Here is a 13,785-nt window from a genome sequence, read left to right as displayed (position 1 = left end):
GGGATGAGCTTTTTAAAAAGATTGAAGGAAAGCATTACGAAACAGTCAGATTCCGTAACAAACAAATTCAGAGACGGAATGACGAAAACCAGATCTAATTTTTCCACAAGAGTAAATGATCTTGTCTCCCGCTTCCGCAAGGTGGATGAAGAATTTTTCGAGGAGCTGGAAGAAATCCTGATCGGAGCAGATGTGGGTGTTGCAACGGTTATGGATTTGATTGATGAACTGAAGCTGGAAGTCAAACGGCGGAATATCCAGGATCCCCTTGAAGTAAGGGATGTCATTTCGGAAAAACTCGTGGAAATTTACGATAGCGGCAAGCAGTCTTCTGCAGAGCTGAACCTGAAAGAAGACCGTCTGAACGTCATTTTAGTTGTAGGAGTAAACGGGGTCGGCAAAACGACGACGATTGGAAAGCTTGCAAATAAATTTAAATCGGAAGGGAAAACCGTCGTTCTTGCGGCAGGGGATACGTTCAGAGCTGGAGCGATCGAACAGCTTGAAGTCTGGGGGCAGCGTACCGGGACCGCTGTGATTAAACAATCGGCAGGCTCGGATCCCGCAGCCGTCATGTTCGATGCGGTGCAGGCAGCCAAAGCCAGAAAAGCGGATGTGCTGATCTGTGATACGGCCGGCCGTCTCCAAAACAAAGTCAACCTGATGAATGAACTCGAAAAAGTAAAACGAGTCATCGAGCGGGAGGTTCCAGGCGCACCGCATGAAGTCCTGCTGGTCCTTGATGCAACAACCGGCCAAAACGCCATGAGCCAGGCTAAACAATTCTCACAATCTACCGATGTAACGGGCATTGTTTTAACAAAGCTTGACGGGACAGCAAAAGGCGGTATCGTTCTGGCGATCCGCAGTGAGCTTGACATACCCGTTAAATTTGTAGGACTTGGAGAAAAAATAGATGACCTCCAGGAATTCAATGCCCAGCAATATGTGTACGGCTTATTTGCCGACCTGGTTGAGGAAGCATAGAATGGACAGGAACCCCTAAAATGGGGTTCTTTTATTTTAGATAAGCGGGGCATGGAACTCCAGAGTCCGGGTGCATCTGAATCTGGCTGTGTTTGTATCCGCGCAACCATTTGACAGCATCCCGCTCATAAACGGCAAAAACCCACTCGCAATCGACAGCATCGCGCTCATAAACGACAAAAATACACTCGCTAATCGACAACGTCGCTGCCCAAGCGCCCTCCGCTTTTCTCTTTGTCCAGCTCCGGGTGCTATGCCGCAGGGCCGCTTCGCTCTCTCGGTCAAGGCAAAGAGCGCCTTTCGGTCGGGGGCTCCAATGTCCCAGTCGGCATGGGCAAGCGCCCTCCGCTTTTCTTTTCGTCAAGAAAAAAACTTGACGCGGGTTGGGAAAATAGGTAGAATGTAAATGTTGTAAAGGCATTTCACTTAACAAAAGGGGAGAGAGCCGTGATTTTAGAAAAAACGACGCGGATGAATTACCTCTTTGATTTTTATCAGTCACTGCTGACATCGAAGCAGAAGAGCTACATGTCTCTTTATTATCTCGATGATTATTCCCTCGGTGAAATTGCCGAAGAATACAGTGTAAGCAGACAAGCCGTTTACGATAACATTAAACGGACGGAAGCGATGCTTGAACAATACGAAGAAAAGCTGCTGCTGCTTCATAAGTTTCAGAAGCGCAACGCAATTATGAAACAGCTCAAGGAACTTGCTTCTGGGACGGAACGCGAAGACCAGCTGCTGGATCTATTCGAAGCGCTGGATCATTTGGAATAAGGAGGCGGTACTGATGGCTTTCGAAGGATTGGCCGACCGGCTTCAGCAGACCATTACGAAGATTCGCGGCAAGGGGAAAGTTTCCGAGGCCGATGTAAAAGAAATGATGCGGGAAGTCCGTTTAGCTTTGCTGGAAGCGGATGTAAATTTCAAGGTTGTTAAAGATTTTGTCAAACGAGTCAGCGAACGCGCTGTAGGCCAGGAGGTTATGCAGAGTCTTACTCCGGGCCAGCAGGTCATCAAGGTCGTTAAGGAAGAACTGACAGCTTTGATGGGCGGGGAGCAAAGCAAAATAGCTGTCGCTAAAAAGCCTCCGACTGTCATTATGATGGTTGGGCTTCAAGGTGCAGGTAAAACAACAACTACTGGAAAGCTCGCTAACCTTCTTCGGAAAAAACATAACCGGACGCCGCTTTTGGTTGCTGCAGATATTTACCGTCCGGCCGCCATTAAACAGCTCGAGACGCTGGGAAAACAGCTTAATATGGATGTTTTCTCCATGGGAGACCAGGTGAGTCCGGTTGAAATTGCTGAACAGGCAATCGCTCATGCGAAGAAGGAGCATCATGATTATGTGCTGATTGATACGGCTGGCCGGCTTCATGTTGACGAGAATTTAATGGACGAATTGACTCAGGTTAAAGAACTGGCAGCTCCTGATGAAATTTTTCTCGTTGTTGATTCTATGACCGGACAGGATGCTGTGAATGTTGCCCAAAGCTTCAATGAGCGTCTCGGTCTGACCGGTGTAGTGCTGACAAAGCTTGACGGTGACACCCGTGGCGGGGCAGCCCTTTCGATTCGGGCGGTAACAGAGACCCCAATTAAATATGTGGGTCTAGGCGAAAAGCTCGATGCGATTGAAGCCTTTCATCCTGAACGCATGGCCTCGCGGATATTAGGCATGGGGGACGTTCTTACCCTCATAGAAAAAGCCCAGGCAAATGTGGATGAATCAAAAGCAAAAGAGCTTGAGCAAAAAATGAGGACAGCAAACTTTACGTTCGATGATTTCCTTGAGCAGCTGGGACAGGTCAGAAGTATGGGGCCGCTCGATGAATTGCTCGGGATGATTCCGGGTGCCGGCAAAATGAAGGGCCTGAAAAACGTGCAGGTCGATGAAAAGCAAATTGGTCATGTAGAAGCGATTATCCGGTCCATGACGAAGGAAGAAAAACAAAATCCTGACGTCATTAATGCCGGGCGCAGAAGGCGGATCGCCAAAGGCAGCGGTACATCCGTGCCCGAGGTCAACCGTCTGCTGAAGCAATTTGAAGACATGAAAAAGATGATGAAGCAAATGACAAGTATGTCTAAAGGCAAGAAAAAAGGCGGCATGAAGTTTCCGTTCATGTAAATTTCAGGTCTGTTAAGAAAAAACACTTTACAAACCAACACAACATTGATAATATACTATCTTGTGAACTATTTTCGGAGGTGCTTTAATAATGGCAGTAAAAATTCGTTTGAAACGCATGGGAGCAAAAAAATCTCCTTTTTATCGTATCGTAGTAGCAGATTCCCGTTCTCCTCGTGATGGACGTTTCATTGAAACAGTTGGAACTTACAATCCTGTAGCTCAGCCTGCAGAAGTTAAAATTGATGAAGCTTTGGCTCTTCAATGGATGCACAACGGTGCAAAACCATCTGATACAGTGCGTAACCTGTTCTCTACTCAAGGAATCATGGAAAAATTCCACAATTCCAAACTGAACAAGTAAGATGAATCAGATGATCGGGTTAATCGAAACAATTGTGAAGCCGCTTGTAGACGAACCCGATTTGGTTTCGGTGGAAGAAGATGTGCAGGATAAGGTTATTGTGTACCGCCTCACTGTCAGCCGGAGCGACGTCGGGAAGGTCATCGGCAAGCAAGGCAGAATTGCAAGAGCAGTGCGGACTGTGGTTTATGCTGCAGGGACACGCTCTTCTAAACGGATTCAGCTTGAAATAAACGATTAACTTCGAAGGACGGGGCTCTCAGAGCCCCGTCCTTTTTAGTGACTGCGGAGTGTGGGAAAAAGCCAGCTGTAACACTGGCCGATATGAGCCTGCTGCCTCTTAACACCCTCAACCATGCCATTGCCGGTCTTTTCGGAAGAGTGCAAGGCAATCTTTTTTATTTAATGGAAAAAATGATAAAATAAAGAGAATGAGTTTGAAGGGTGGATGACGAGTGAAAATCTTGCAGACGGTGTCAGTTATGCAGGTGCTTACAGAAGGCAGCAAAACAAAACTTCTGGACGGTTTCAGCTCGACGATGGAGCAGCTGAACAGAGAATGCGACCAGCTATATTTTCAGCTCAAAAAACTTGAGAAAACCAATATCAGCAATGAAATGCGCCAGCAATATAAAAAAGAAATCGAAAAACGCAAGGATAAAATCAAAATGGTCGAATTTCAAATCGACCAGCTTCACACTCTGCCACTGGGCAGTGAGCTAAAGGAAAAAGAGGTTCAGGCACTGGTCGAGCTTGGTATAGGAGATTCATGGACAAGCTCTTCTGCTGAACGGAGCATCATTATTACAGATGGTATCATTACCGAAATTCGCTGAGGTGACAGAATGGAAGAGAAATGGTTTAACGTTGGAAAAATTGTGAATACACATGGGATTCGCGGAGAAGTCAGGGTGGTATCTGTAACAGATTTCGCTGATGAACGCTATAAGCCCGGCAAAAAGATTTTTATTTTTGGAGAAAAAAATCCAAAGCCTCTGGAAGTTGAAATTGAGAGCCATCGAAAGCACAAAAGCTTTGATCTGCTTACCTTTAAAGGCTATCCGAATATTAATGATGTAGAACCGCTCAAAGGAATGGCGATCAGGATTCCGGAGTCTGAATTATCAGAGCTTGATGAGAACGAATTTTATTTTCATGAAATTATCGGCTGCACTGTTTATACAGACGAAGGAAAAGAAATTGGCACGGTTAGAGAAATTCTGACTCCTGGTGCAAATGACGTTTGGGTGATTAAACGTCCGCGCCGAAAGGACGTGCTGATTCCTTATATTCAGGAAATAGTAAAGGATATCAATCCGTCTGAGAAAAGAATTATCATCACACCGATGGAAGGCTTGATCGAAGATGAGGATTGACTTTCTCTCCATCTTTCCTGAAATGTTTGAAGGGGTTCTCCATCACTCAATCATGAAGAAAGCACAGGAAAAATCGGCTGTCGAGTTTAACGTAATCAACTTCAGGGATTATGCTGACAACAAGCATCAGACGGTCGATGACTATCCGTACGGCGGAGGGGCAGGGATGGTGCTGAAGCCCCAGCCGATTTTTGATGCGGTTGAGGCTGTCAGAAATTCCTCTCCCGCGAATCCCCGTGTCATCCTTGTTTGTCCCCAGGGTGAGCGGTTTAACCAGATGAAGGCTGAGGAGCTCGCGAAGGCCGATCATCTCGTTTTCATTTGCGGACATTATGAGGGCTACGACGAGCGCATCAGAGAGCATCTCGTAACGGACGAAATTTCCATTGGGGATTTTGTTCTGACGGGAGGGGAGCTGCCGTCAATGACGATTGCGGACAGCGTTGTGAGGCTGCTGCCGGGAGTACTGGGAAATGAAGATTCACCGGTGCTTGATTCCTTCAGCTCCGGGCTGCTTGAGCACCCCCACTATACGAGGCCGGCAGATTTTAGGGGAATGAAGGTTCCTGACACATTAGTATCCGGCAATCACAAGCTGATTGATGAGTGGCGGGAAGAAGAATCACTGAGAAGGACCTTTGAAAGAAGGCCTGATTTGCTCGAGAACTACAGTCTTACAGATAAACAAAAGAAATACATCGAAAATCTTAAAAAGCTTTGAGATACCAGTTGCATGCTCCTATAAGAATATGGTAAGATATTTTTTGTGGTTTGCAGAGATTTATTTTCTGCATGCCTTATTAAGATGTTCCGCTGCAATAGTAAGATTGGAATGAGCATCTGTTGGAAGGAGTTGAATACGATGCAAAAACTAATTGAAGAAATCACAAAAGAACAGCTTAAAACTGATCTTCCTGCGTTCCGTCCCGGTGACACTGTACGTGTACACGTTAAGGTTGTTGAGGGAACACGTGAAAGGATCCAGCTTTTTGAAGGTGTTGTGATTAAGCGTCGTGGCGGTGGAATCAGCGAAACATTTACGGTCCGTAAAGTATCTTACGGTGTCGGTGTTGAGCGTACGTTCCCGGTACACACGCCAAAAATCGCTAATCTTGAAATTGTACGCCGCGGTAAAGTACGCCGTGCGAAGCTTTACTACTTGCGTGAATTGCGCGGTAAGAAAGCCCGTATTAAAGAAATCCGATAAATTAGAGAAAGAGCTTGTTAAAGCAACAAGCTCTTTTTTTATAGTCTGTAATTATCCATAAAATAGCAACAGGGTCACAGCCCTCAAATTCCCCATCAAAGATCCAGGTTTTAACTTACCCAAACTGTGTAAAAATAGAATTAGCTGAAGATTGGGATGGTGAGCTGTTTGACAAAGGAAAGAAAAGAGTTTTTTGAGTGGCTCAAAGCAATTGCACTAGCCGTTATTATTGCAGTCATCATCCGCCAGTTTTTATTTTCAACAGTAGTTGTAGATGGTGAATCCATGCTTCCGGCACTTAATCCATTCGACCGGATGATCGTCAATAAGGCGGGGTTTTCTTTGTCAGGCCCAGAGCGTTTTCAGATTGTTGTTTTCCATGCATCCCAGGATGAAGATTACATTAAAAGGATCATCGGACTGCCGGGTGATTCAATTGAATATAAGCGGGACCAGCTATACATAAATGGCAGGCCCGCTGCGGAGCCGTACCTTGAAGAATACAAGAAACGGCTCATAGATCCTCCGCTCACTGAAAACTTTTCTCTGGAAGAAGTGACTGGAAGAAAGAGAGTTCCTGAAGGGCATGTATTTGTAATGGGAGATAACCGGCGGATCAGCAAAGACAGCCGGCATATAGGAACAGTGCCTATTGCAGAGATTTTGGGGGAAGCCAAAATTGTTTATTGGCCGCTTCCGGATATGCGTATTGTGAAGTAAAAGGAAGGTGTAAGTATGGCGATACAGTGGTTTCCCGGCCATATGGCTAAAGCCAGAAGGCAGGTAACGGAAAAGCTGAAGCTGATTGATATAGTGTATGAACTGGTAGACGCAAGGCTCCCTTTGTCATCGAGAAACCCGATGATTGATGAAATCATTTCATCTAAACCACGGATTATTCTCCTGAATAAAGCGGACATGGCAGATGCCAGAGTTACAAAGGAATGGCTCGCTTATTTTAAAGATAAAGGAATGCATGCGCTGCCGCTTGATGCCCAGTCCGGAAAAGGATTAAAGGATATTCTGCCTTTATCCAAAGTTGTTCTGAAGGACAAGCTTGAGCGCCTTGAAGCGAAGGGGGTCCGGCAGAGAGCAATCAGAGCACTTATTATTGGGATTCCGAACGTCGGAAAGTCAACGCTCATCAACAGGCTTGCCAAGAAAAATATGGCGAAGACAGGCGACCGGCCAGGTGTGACGACGGCCCAGCAGTGGGTAAAGGTCGGGAAGGAAATTGAACTGCTTGATACCCCGGGTATCCTTTGGCCAAAATTTGAAGATCAGCTCGTCGGATACAAATTAGCTGTAACAGGAGCGATTAAAGATACCATATTAAACTTGCAGGATATAACTGTCTATGCTTTGCAATTTTTAAAAGAACATTATCCGGAACGTCTCAAGGAACGCTATGGGCTTGAGAGTATACCGGAAGAAATCGTTCCTCTCTTTGATGAGATCGCGGTTAAAAGGGGCTGCATGATGAGCGGAGGAATGATTGATTACGATAAAACCTCAGAGCTGGTCCTGAGAGAAATCCGTTCTGAAAAAATGGGCCCCCTATCATTTGAAAGACCTGGGGAAGAAATCGGATAAAATTCTTCGCCATGCCTAAAAAAATGTTTTAAAATGAAAACTCAAGAACGCTGCCATATTATGCAGTCTTGGGTTTTTATTTTGGGCTGAGAAAGGGAGAAGGACAGCCGGGCTGTGTGCTAAAAAGAGAAATAAGCCGGCCGGCAGTCTTTTCTCCTGCTTTTTTGCATAACTCTTTATTTTTGATGAGCACTCCCGATAATACATATGAAGGAAGATCAATATGAAAACGATAAAGGAAATAGAATCCATCATTACGGGGATCGACTGTCTTCACGATCCTTCGCTCAGCAGGCTGCTTCAGGATAGCAGGGTTTCAGTAAGAAGACTGGCAGAACGGCACAGACGTAAGCTGCAAAAAAAGCAGGAACTGAGACTCGTTTTTGAAGAACTGAAAGGATTTGAGAATGCAGCCCGGTCCAAAGGTTTTACATCCATAGCCGGTATTGATGAAGCAGGACGCGGACCGCTTGCAGGACCTGTTGTTGCAGGAGCCGTTATTTTACCTGAGGATTTTTATCTGGAAGGGCTCAATGATTCGAAAAAGCTGTCAGAAACAAAGAGGGATTTCTTTTTCGAGGTCATTGAAAGAGAAGCACTTGCCATCGGAGTCGGGATTGTGCACGCAGAAGAGATTGACAGGATCAATATCTACCAGGCTGCTAAGAAAGCGATGAAGCTTGCTGTTGAAGACATGCAGATGGGTCCTGATTATTTGCTGATAGATGCAATGGAAATTGAGTTGGATATTCCGCAGGAAAAGATCATTAAGGGGGATGCGAGGAGCATTTCCATCGCTGCCGGGTCAATCGTCGCGAAGGTGACGCGGGACCGTTTAATGAAAAAATTGTCGCATTCCTATCCCGGCTACGGTTTTGACCGGAATATGGGCTACGGAACAGCGGTGCATCTACAGGCTCTAAGGCAGCACGGAGCTACTCCTCATCACCGGAAAACCTTTAGCCCTGTAAAAGAAATTCTTTAATGGGAGGGAAAGATGTTGGATCGGATACTCTCAAGTCTTCCTTCATTTTCAGGCAGCGGACCGCATGCCCGCATGCCGCTGCAGCCTGGACAGATCGCTTCAGGAAAAATAGTGGAATTATATCCTAATCAGCGGGCATTAGTCCAGATTGGAGACCGCAAACTGCTCGCCCACGCGGATGTTCCGCTTACAAAAGGCGCTGTCTATATTTTTCAGGCTTCAGGGAGGGAACAATCCGTTTTCGCTTTGAAGGTCTTAGAAAAACTCGAGTACTCGGAGCAGGCTTCAAATACCGGTCTCCTGAATTCTGCAGGAACCAGCAGCCGCCTTTCCCAAGTGCTGCAAAGGCACTCAGAATTGGCACAGCACCTTCTAAGAGGAAATATCCCCTTTTCAGCAGAGCAATTGCGCAAAGCCGGAGAATGGCTTATAAGCCTGCCAGAGAGCTTAAAACCTCATGGGCTGTCAGCAGCTGCGGCTGTATTTGAAAAACAGCTGCCTGTCACAGAAGAAATTTTGTCCGCAATGCTTGAGACAAAGTCAGGCGGCTCAATAAAAGACAGCCTGCAGACTTTATCCGCAGCATTGGGGAAGCAGCCTAACCCTTCACAAGCGGAATTGGGATTAAAGCAAATGACCGAGAACGTCTTATCGTTGACCGATCAGAGAAAGGCTGTGCATTTGCTGGATATGGTCCGTCAGGCAAGCCTTTTCGGGAAGCCCGATCATGTGGCTGATGGAATTTTGAGAAAAGCGGAAGGGAATCCTCCTCCGGAAGAGCAGATCCGCCTTGCTCTGGCACCCGGCTCAAAAGAGGTCTTATTCTCCATGGAAGAACAATCCTGGCTTAGAGAAAAAGCTAAAGAGCTGGCTGTCTTATCCCAGCCTAAAGAATGGGTCCGGCTGTTTTCTGCTTTAAGAGAGACGTTGGGGTTAGGGGAAGCATCCGGTGAAACATTCAGAACGCTGCTTGAGCAGGCGGTTAACGGCAAAGGGCCCGCTGCTGAAGCATCAGAAAGGCTTGCAGCAAGACTGAATGGCTACCAGCTGGCACAGAGTGATCAGCCCGGATTCGCTGCCGTATGGCACCATTACCCTATTCAGGATGAACGGATCGGTTCTGATGTTTCAATAAGCTTTCAATTAAGAAAAAACCCGGACAATTCGATAGATCCTGCTTTTTGCCGTCTTGTCTTTTATCTCGAACTATCCAGTCTCGGACCGGTTATGGCGGATGTCCACATCCAAAACCGGATTGTCTCAGCAACGGTGAGCACCGAACCGGATATGTTCTTTGTGTCTCCGGCTGCAAATGCCTTGCTTAAAACCAGGTTTGAGAACCTTCCCTATACGTTTTCCGGTATTGCTTTTAAGAAGTTAATAAAAGAAGGGCTGGATGAGGCAGCACCTCATCATTTTGCCCGAAAAGGATACGATTGGACAGTATGAATGATTCCAGCAAGAGAAAGGCAGCTGCTCTTAAGTACGAAAACGGAAGCCAGAAAGCGCCCAGGGTAACGGCAAAAGGACAGGGCCTGATTGCGGATGAAATAATCAGCCGTGCCATCAAGGCTGGTGTACCTGTCAAAGAAGACCCATCTCTTGCCACCCTTCTGCATACGCTTGAGATCCAGCAGGAAATTCCCGAAGAGCTGTATACCGTAGTTGCTGAAATATTTGCTTATTTATATGAACTGGACAGAAGTGCCGGCGACAGCAAAGCTAAGCATTCCAAAGAAACCTAATCCTACATTTTTTATATTTTCACAAAAATAATTTTCACTTCAAAATTACGAATCTTTTGAAGGATTTAAAGATTTTGAGTGGAATGGTAGACAACCAATCAACTATTTTATAAAATGAAAGCGCAGTCTAATTTAGCTGATACATAGGTTAGGAGGATGGGAAATGAATATCCATGAGTACCAGGGAAAAGAAATCCTCAGAAAATATGGGGTCGCAGTACCAAATGGAAAAGTGGCTTTCACTGTTGAAGAGGCAGTTGAAGCAGCAAAAGAGCTGGGAACACAGGTAACTGTGGTAAAAGCACAGATTCATGCAGGCGGCCGCGGTAAAGCAGGCGGGGTAAAGGTTGCGAAAAATCTGGATGAGGTAAAAGAATACGCAAGTGATATTTTAGGAAAAACGCTGATTACTCATCAGACGGGTCCTGAAGGAAAAGAAGTCAAGCGTTTACTTATTGAGGAAGGCTGCGACATTAAAAAGGAATATTATGTGGGTCTTGTGCTGGACCGTGATTCTTCAAGAGTCGTACTGATGGCTTCAGAAGAAGGCGGAACAGAAATTGAAGAAGTAGCAGAAAAAACACCTGAGAAAATTTTTAAAGAATCCGTTGATCCGGCAGTCGGTCTGCAAATGTACCAGGCGCGCCGCATCGCATTCAACATTAACATCCCGCGTGAGCTTGTGGGCCAGGCGGCTAAATTTATGATGAGCTTATACAAAGCGTTCACTGAGAAAGACTGTTCAATTGCAGAAATCAACCCATTGGTTGTTACAGGCGACGGCAAAGTAATGGCGCTTGATGCAAAGCTGAATTTCGATGCGAATTCTTTATACCGTCAAAAAGATGTTCTCGAGTACAGAGATTTGGATGAAGAGGATGCGAAGGAGATTGAAGCATCGAAATACGATCTGAGCTACATCTCATTAGATGGAAAAATCGGCTGCATGGTTAATGGAGCCGGACTTGCGATGGCTACAATGGATATTATCAACTACTATGGCGGAGAACCCGCAAACTTCCTTGATGTTGGGGGCGGTGCGACGGCTGAGAAAGTAACCGAAGCGTTCAAGATTATTTTGTCCGACCGGAATGTTAAAGGAATCTTCGTCAACATTTTCGGCGGTATCATGAAGTGCGACATCATTGCAGAGGGCGTAGTGGAAGCTACAAAGCAAGTTGGCCTTGAAATTCCATTGGTTGTCCGCCTTGAAGGAACAAACGTTGACCTGGGCAAGCAGATTCTAAAAGATTCAGGATTGAATATTACAGCAGCTGAGTCCATGGCGGATGGAGCTCAAAAAATCGTTTCTTTAGTAGGCTAAGAAAGGCGGGGGAGAAAATGAGTGTTTTCGTTAATAAAGATACAAAAGTAATCGTTCAGGGTATTACCGGATCAACAGCTCTGTTCCACACGAAGCAGATGCTTGAGTACGGCACGAAAATTGTGGGCGGAGTTACGCCTGGTAAAGGCGGCACAGAGGTTGAAGGAGTGCCGGTATTTAATACAGTGATTGACGCAAAAAATCAAACAGGTGCAAATGCATCCGTCATTTACGTTCCAGCGCCTTTTGCAGCTGACTCCATCATGGAAGCAGTAGACGCAGAGCTTGACCTTGTTATTTGTATTACAGAGCATATCCCGGTCATGGATATGGTCAAGGTTAAGCGCTACATGGAAGGCAAAAAGACGCGTTTGGTCGGTCCTAACTGCCCGGGTGTCATCACACCGGATGAGTGTAAAATCGGGATTATGCCGGGATATATCCATACGAAAGGCCATGTGGGAGTTGTTTCCCGTTCAGGAACACTTACATATGAAGCTGTTCATCAGCTTTCACAGGCTGGAATCGGCCAGTCCACTGCTGTTGGAATCGGAGGAGACCCGGTGAACGGCACCAACTTTATCGATGTGCTAAAAGCCTTTAACGATGATCCTGAGACTTATGCTGTCATCATGATCGGAGAAATTGGCGGAACAGCGGAAGAAGAAGCCGCAGAGTGGGTAAAAGCCAATATGACAAAGCCGGTAGTAGGGTTCATCGGCGGGCAGACAGCTCCTCCAGGAAAGCGGATGGGGCATGCCGGCGCGATTATCTCCGGCGGCAAAGGAACAGCAGAAGAAAAGATTAAAACCATGAATGCTTGCGGCATCCAAGTAGCGGACACGCCTTCAGTCATGGGAGAAACGCTCATATCTGTTCTAAAAGAAAAAGGAATATATGAGAGCTGCAGAACACATTCATAATTAAATAGTAGAAACGGGTGCAGCGCACCCGTTTTTATTCGTATTTCATGCAGAAAGGGTGCTCGTGTGAACGCGGTTACAGAAAAACTCCTCCTTCTTTCTCATTGCCGGGGACTGAGTCCTGCAAACTTGAGAAAGCTATACTTGATTGATCCTTCCAAAAGCCTTCTCCTTAGCCTAAAGCCTTCGGATTACCTATCACTGGGACTGGTTTCCCAAAATTCCTCAAGCGCATTTACTGCAGATTTTCGATCGCTGGAGCCCGCTTACATTCAGAAAAACTTAGAAAAAGAAGGGGTCTCCTTTCTGACGATGAATGATTCATATTACCCTCGCGGATTAAAAGAAATACCAGATCCCCCAGTCCTGCTTTTTTATAAAGGAGATGTCTCCTTGCTGCTACAGAAGCACTCCCTGGGAGTCGCAGGATCCAGAGCATGCACAGCATACGGACTTGACTCCCTTACAAAAGTTCTCGTTCCCTTAATTAAAAAAAAATTCGTCATTATCAGCGGCCTTGCAGAAGGGATTGATGCTGCTGCCCACCGTCTTGCAATTAATAACGGAGGGAAAACAATAGCAGTCCTCGGTGGGGGATTCCAGCATATCTATCCCCGCTCCAACATAAAACTTGCGCAGGATATCAGTAAAAATCATCTGCTGCTGTCTGAATATCCGCCAGCTATGAAGCCGCAAAAATGGCATTTTCCCGAAAGGAACAGGCTGATCAGCGGTTTGTCATCAGGACTGCTCATTCCGGAAGCCAAGCATCGCAGCGGCTCTTTGATAACAGCGCAATTTGCACTGGAACAGGGGAAAGAAGTGTTTGCTATCCCGGGGAAAATTTCAGATAGCACCTCGGACGGAACGAATGAATTGATTAAGGATGGTGCAAAGCTTGTAATGAATTACCGGGACATTCTTGAAGAGTTTGCAGGTGTTAATAATGAGACAATCCATCCGAATTAAGGAATAAAATACCAGAGGACCGGAAATTACTGTTTGACAAACGCATGATATATATTTAATAATAGTGGGGATTTAACTTCAAATAATAAAAATGCTTACATTAAGCTTTTATAAACGCTTATTTCAAGAAACAGACAATAATTCGCTTTTTTAAGTCCGAGGAAAGCAGGGGCAG

Annotated in this window: 17 protein-coding genes; all 17 read left to right on the top strand. The window is 45.8% G+C overall.

Going from position 1 to position 13,785, the window contains the following annotated elements; genetic code table 11:
- The first annotated feature begins 3 nt into the window (after positions 1 to 3).
- On the top strand, positions 4 to 987 hold the full coding sequence (gene ftsY / locus ACQCVE_RS03845) for a signal recognition particle-docking protein FtsY (protein WP_426861686.1): 984 nt from the start codon (positions 4 to 6) through the stop codon (positions 985 to 987).
- A 447-nt stretch (positions 988 to 1,434) separates the two neighbouring features.
- Complete coding sequence (locus ACQCVE_RS03840) at positions 1,435 to 1,767, top strand: putative DNA-binding protein (protein WP_426844479.1); 333 nt, start codon at positions 1,435 to 1,437, stop codon at positions 1,765 to 1,767.
- 13 nt (positions 1,768 to 1,780) lie between these two features.
- Entirely contained in the window at positions 1,781 to 3,124 is a 1,344-nt protein-coding gene (gene ffh, locus ACQCVE_RS03835) for a signal recognition particle protein (protein ID WP_426844478.1), read from the top strand.
- Between the two features lie 91 nt (positions 3,125 to 3,215).
- Positions 3,216 to 3,488, top strand: coding sequence for a 30S ribosomal protein S16 (rpsP, locus tag ACQCVE_RS03830; protein ID WP_426844477.1), 273 nt, complete (start codon positions 3,216 to 3,218; stop codon positions 3,486 to 3,488).
- Between the two features lie 10 nt (positions 3,489 to 3,498).
- Positions 3,499 to 3,729: a KH domain-containing protein gene (locus ACQCVE_RS03825; RefSeq protein ID WP_426861684.1), complete on the top strand. Its 231-nt coding sequence runs from the start codon at positions 3,499 to 3,501 to the stop codon at positions 3,727 to 3,729.
- 214 nt (positions 3,730 to 3,943) lie between these two features.
- Complete coding sequence (locus tag ACQCVE_RS03820) at positions 3,944 to 4,324, top strand: YlqD family protein (RefSeq protein WP_426844475.1); 381 nt, start codon at positions 3,944 to 3,946, stop codon at positions 4,322 to 4,324.
- 9 nt (positions 4,325 to 4,333) lie between these two features.
- Positions 4,334 to 4,864, top strand: a complete 531-nt coding sequence (gene rimM / locus ACQCVE_RS03815; protein ID WP_426861682.1) for a ribosome maturation factor RimM — start codon at positions 4,334 to 4,336, stop codon at positions 4,862 to 4,864.
- A complete protein-coding gene (trmD, locus tag ACQCVE_RS03810) occupies positions 4,854 to 5,585 on the top strand; it encodes a tRNA (guanosine(37)-N1)-methyltransferase TrmD (protein ID WP_426861680.1) in 732 nt (243 codons plus the stop codon). Before rimM ends, trmD begins: the two co-directional genes overlap by 11 nt.
- Positions 5,586 to 5,726: 141 nt before the next feature.
- Positions 5,727 to 6,071, top strand: coding sequence for a 50S ribosomal protein L19 (rplS, locus tag ACQCVE_RS03805; RefSeq protein ID WP_035411981.1), 345 nt, complete (start codon positions 5,727 to 5,729; stop codon positions 6,069 to 6,071).
- Positions 6,072 to 6,239: 168 nt separating this feature from the next.
- Positions 6,240 to 6,791, top strand: coding sequence for a signal peptidase I (lepB, locus tag ACQCVE_RS03800; protein WP_426861678.1), 552 nt, complete (start codon positions 6,240 to 6,242; stop codon positions 6,789 to 6,791).
- 15 nt (positions 6,792 to 6,806) lie between these two features.
- Complete coding sequence (ylqF, locus tag ACQCVE_RS03795; RefSeq protein ID WP_426861676.1) at positions 6,807 to 7,664, top strand: ribosome biogenesis GTPase YlqF; 858 nt, start codon at positions 6,807 to 6,809, stop codon at positions 7,662 to 7,664.
- A gap of 223 nt (positions 7,665 to 7,887) precedes the next feature.
- Positions 7,888 to 8,649 (top strand): ribonuclease HII, encoded by a 762-nt coding sequence (locus ACQCVE_RS03790; RefSeq protein WP_426844469.1) that lies wholly within the window; start codon positions 7,888 to 7,890, stop codon positions 8,647 to 8,649.
- Between the two features lie 12 nt (positions 8,650 to 8,661).
- Positions 8,662 to 10,098 carry a hypothetical protein gene (locus ACQCVE_RS03785; RefSeq protein WP_426861674.1) on the top strand — a complete coding sequence of 479 codons (1,437 nt, stop codon included), beginning with the start codon at positions 8,662 to 8,664 and terminating at the stop codon, positions 10,096 to 10,098.
- Positions 10,095 to 10,394, top strand: coding sequence for an EscU/YscU/HrcU family type III secretion system export apparatus switch protein (locus tag ACQCVE_RS03780; protein WP_426861673.1), 300 nt, complete (start codon positions 10,095 to 10,097; stop codon positions 10,392 to 10,394). Before ACQCVE_RS03785 ends, ACQCVE_RS03780 begins: the two co-directional genes overlap by 4 nt.
- Positions 10,395 to 10,557: 163 nt before the next feature.
- On the top strand, positions 10,558 to 11,718 hold the full coding sequence (sucC, locus tag ACQCVE_RS03775) for an ADP-forming succinate--CoA ligase subunit beta (protein ID WP_426844466.1): 1,161 nt from the start codon (positions 10,558 to 10,560) through the stop codon (positions 11,716 to 11,718).
- A 17-nt stretch (positions 11,719 to 11,735) separates the two neighbouring features.
- Positions 11,736 to 12,641 (top strand): succinate--CoA ligase subunit alpha, encoded by a 906-nt coding sequence (gene sucD / locus ACQCVE_RS03770; protein ID WP_426844465.1) that lies wholly within the window; start codon positions 11,736 to 11,738, stop codon positions 12,639 to 12,641.
- Positions 12,642 to 12,707: 66 nt separating this feature from the next.
- Positions 12,708 to 13,610, top strand: a complete 903-nt coding sequence (dprA, locus tag ACQCVE_RS03765; RefSeq protein WP_426844464.1) for a DNA-processing protein DprA — start codon at positions 12,708 to 12,710, stop codon at positions 13,608 to 13,610.
- Positions 13,611 to 13,785 lie beyond the last annotated feature (175 nt).

The organism is Metabacillus sp. 113a (assembly GCF_050107635.1).
GTDB lineage: Bacteria > Bacillota > Bacilli > Bacillales > Bacillaceae > Metabacillus_B.
This window is presented reverse-complemented; position numbering and strand designations above follow the sequence as displayed.

Excerpts from the sequence above, each read along its gene's own strand:
- rplS (WP_035411981.1), top strand. The coding sequence starts at position 5,727 with ATGCAAAAACTAATTGAAGAAATCACAAAAGAACAGCTTAAAACTGAT.
- sucC (WP_426844466.1), top strand. The coding sequence starts at position 10,558 with ATGAATATCCATGAGTACCAGGGAAAAGAAATCCTCAGAAAATATGGG.
- ACQCVE_RS03785 (WP_426861674.1), top strand. The coding sequence starts at position 8,662 with ATGTTGGATCGGATACTCTCAAGTCTTCCTTCATTTTCAGGCAGCGGA.
- trmD (WP_426861680.1), top strand. The coding sequence starts at position 4,854 with ATGAGGATTGACTTTCTCTCCATCTTTCCTGAAATGTTTGAAGGGGTT.
- sucD (WP_426844465.1), top strand. The coding sequence starts at position 11,736 with ATGAGTGTTTTCGTTAATAAAGATACAAAAGTAATCGTTCAGGGTATT.
- ylqF (WP_426861676.1), top strand. The coding sequence starts at position 6,807 with ATGGCGATACAGTGGTTTCCCGGCCATATGGCTAAAGCCAGAAGGCAG.
- ACQCVE_RS03825 (WP_426861684.1), top strand. The coding sequence starts at position 3,499 with ATGATCGGGTTAATCGAAACAATTGTGAAGCCGCTTGTAGACGAACCC.
- rimM (WP_426861682.1), top strand. The coding sequence starts at position 4,334 with ATGGAAGAGAAATGGTTTAACGTTGGAAAAATTGTGAATACACATGGG.
- ACQCVE_RS03790 (WP_426844469.1), top strand. The coding sequence starts at position 7,888 with ATGAAAACGATAAAGGAAATAGAATCCATCATTACGGGGATCGACTGT.
- ftsY (WP_426861686.1), top strand. The coding sequence starts at position 4 with ATGAGCTTTTTAAAAAGATTGAAGGAAAGCATTACGAAACAGTCAGAT.
- rpsP (WP_426844477.1), top strand. The coding sequence starts at position 3,216 with ATGGCAGTAAAAATTCGTTTGAAACGCATGGGAGCAAAAAAATCTCCT.
- ACQCVE_RS03780 (WP_426861673.1), top strand. The coding sequence starts at position 10,095 with ATGAATGATTCCAGCAAGAGAAAGGCAGCTGCTCTTAAGTACGAAAAC.
- ffh (WP_426844478.1), top strand. The coding sequence starts at position 1,781 with ATGGCTTTCGAAGGATTGGCCGACCGGCTTCAGCAGACCATTACGAAG.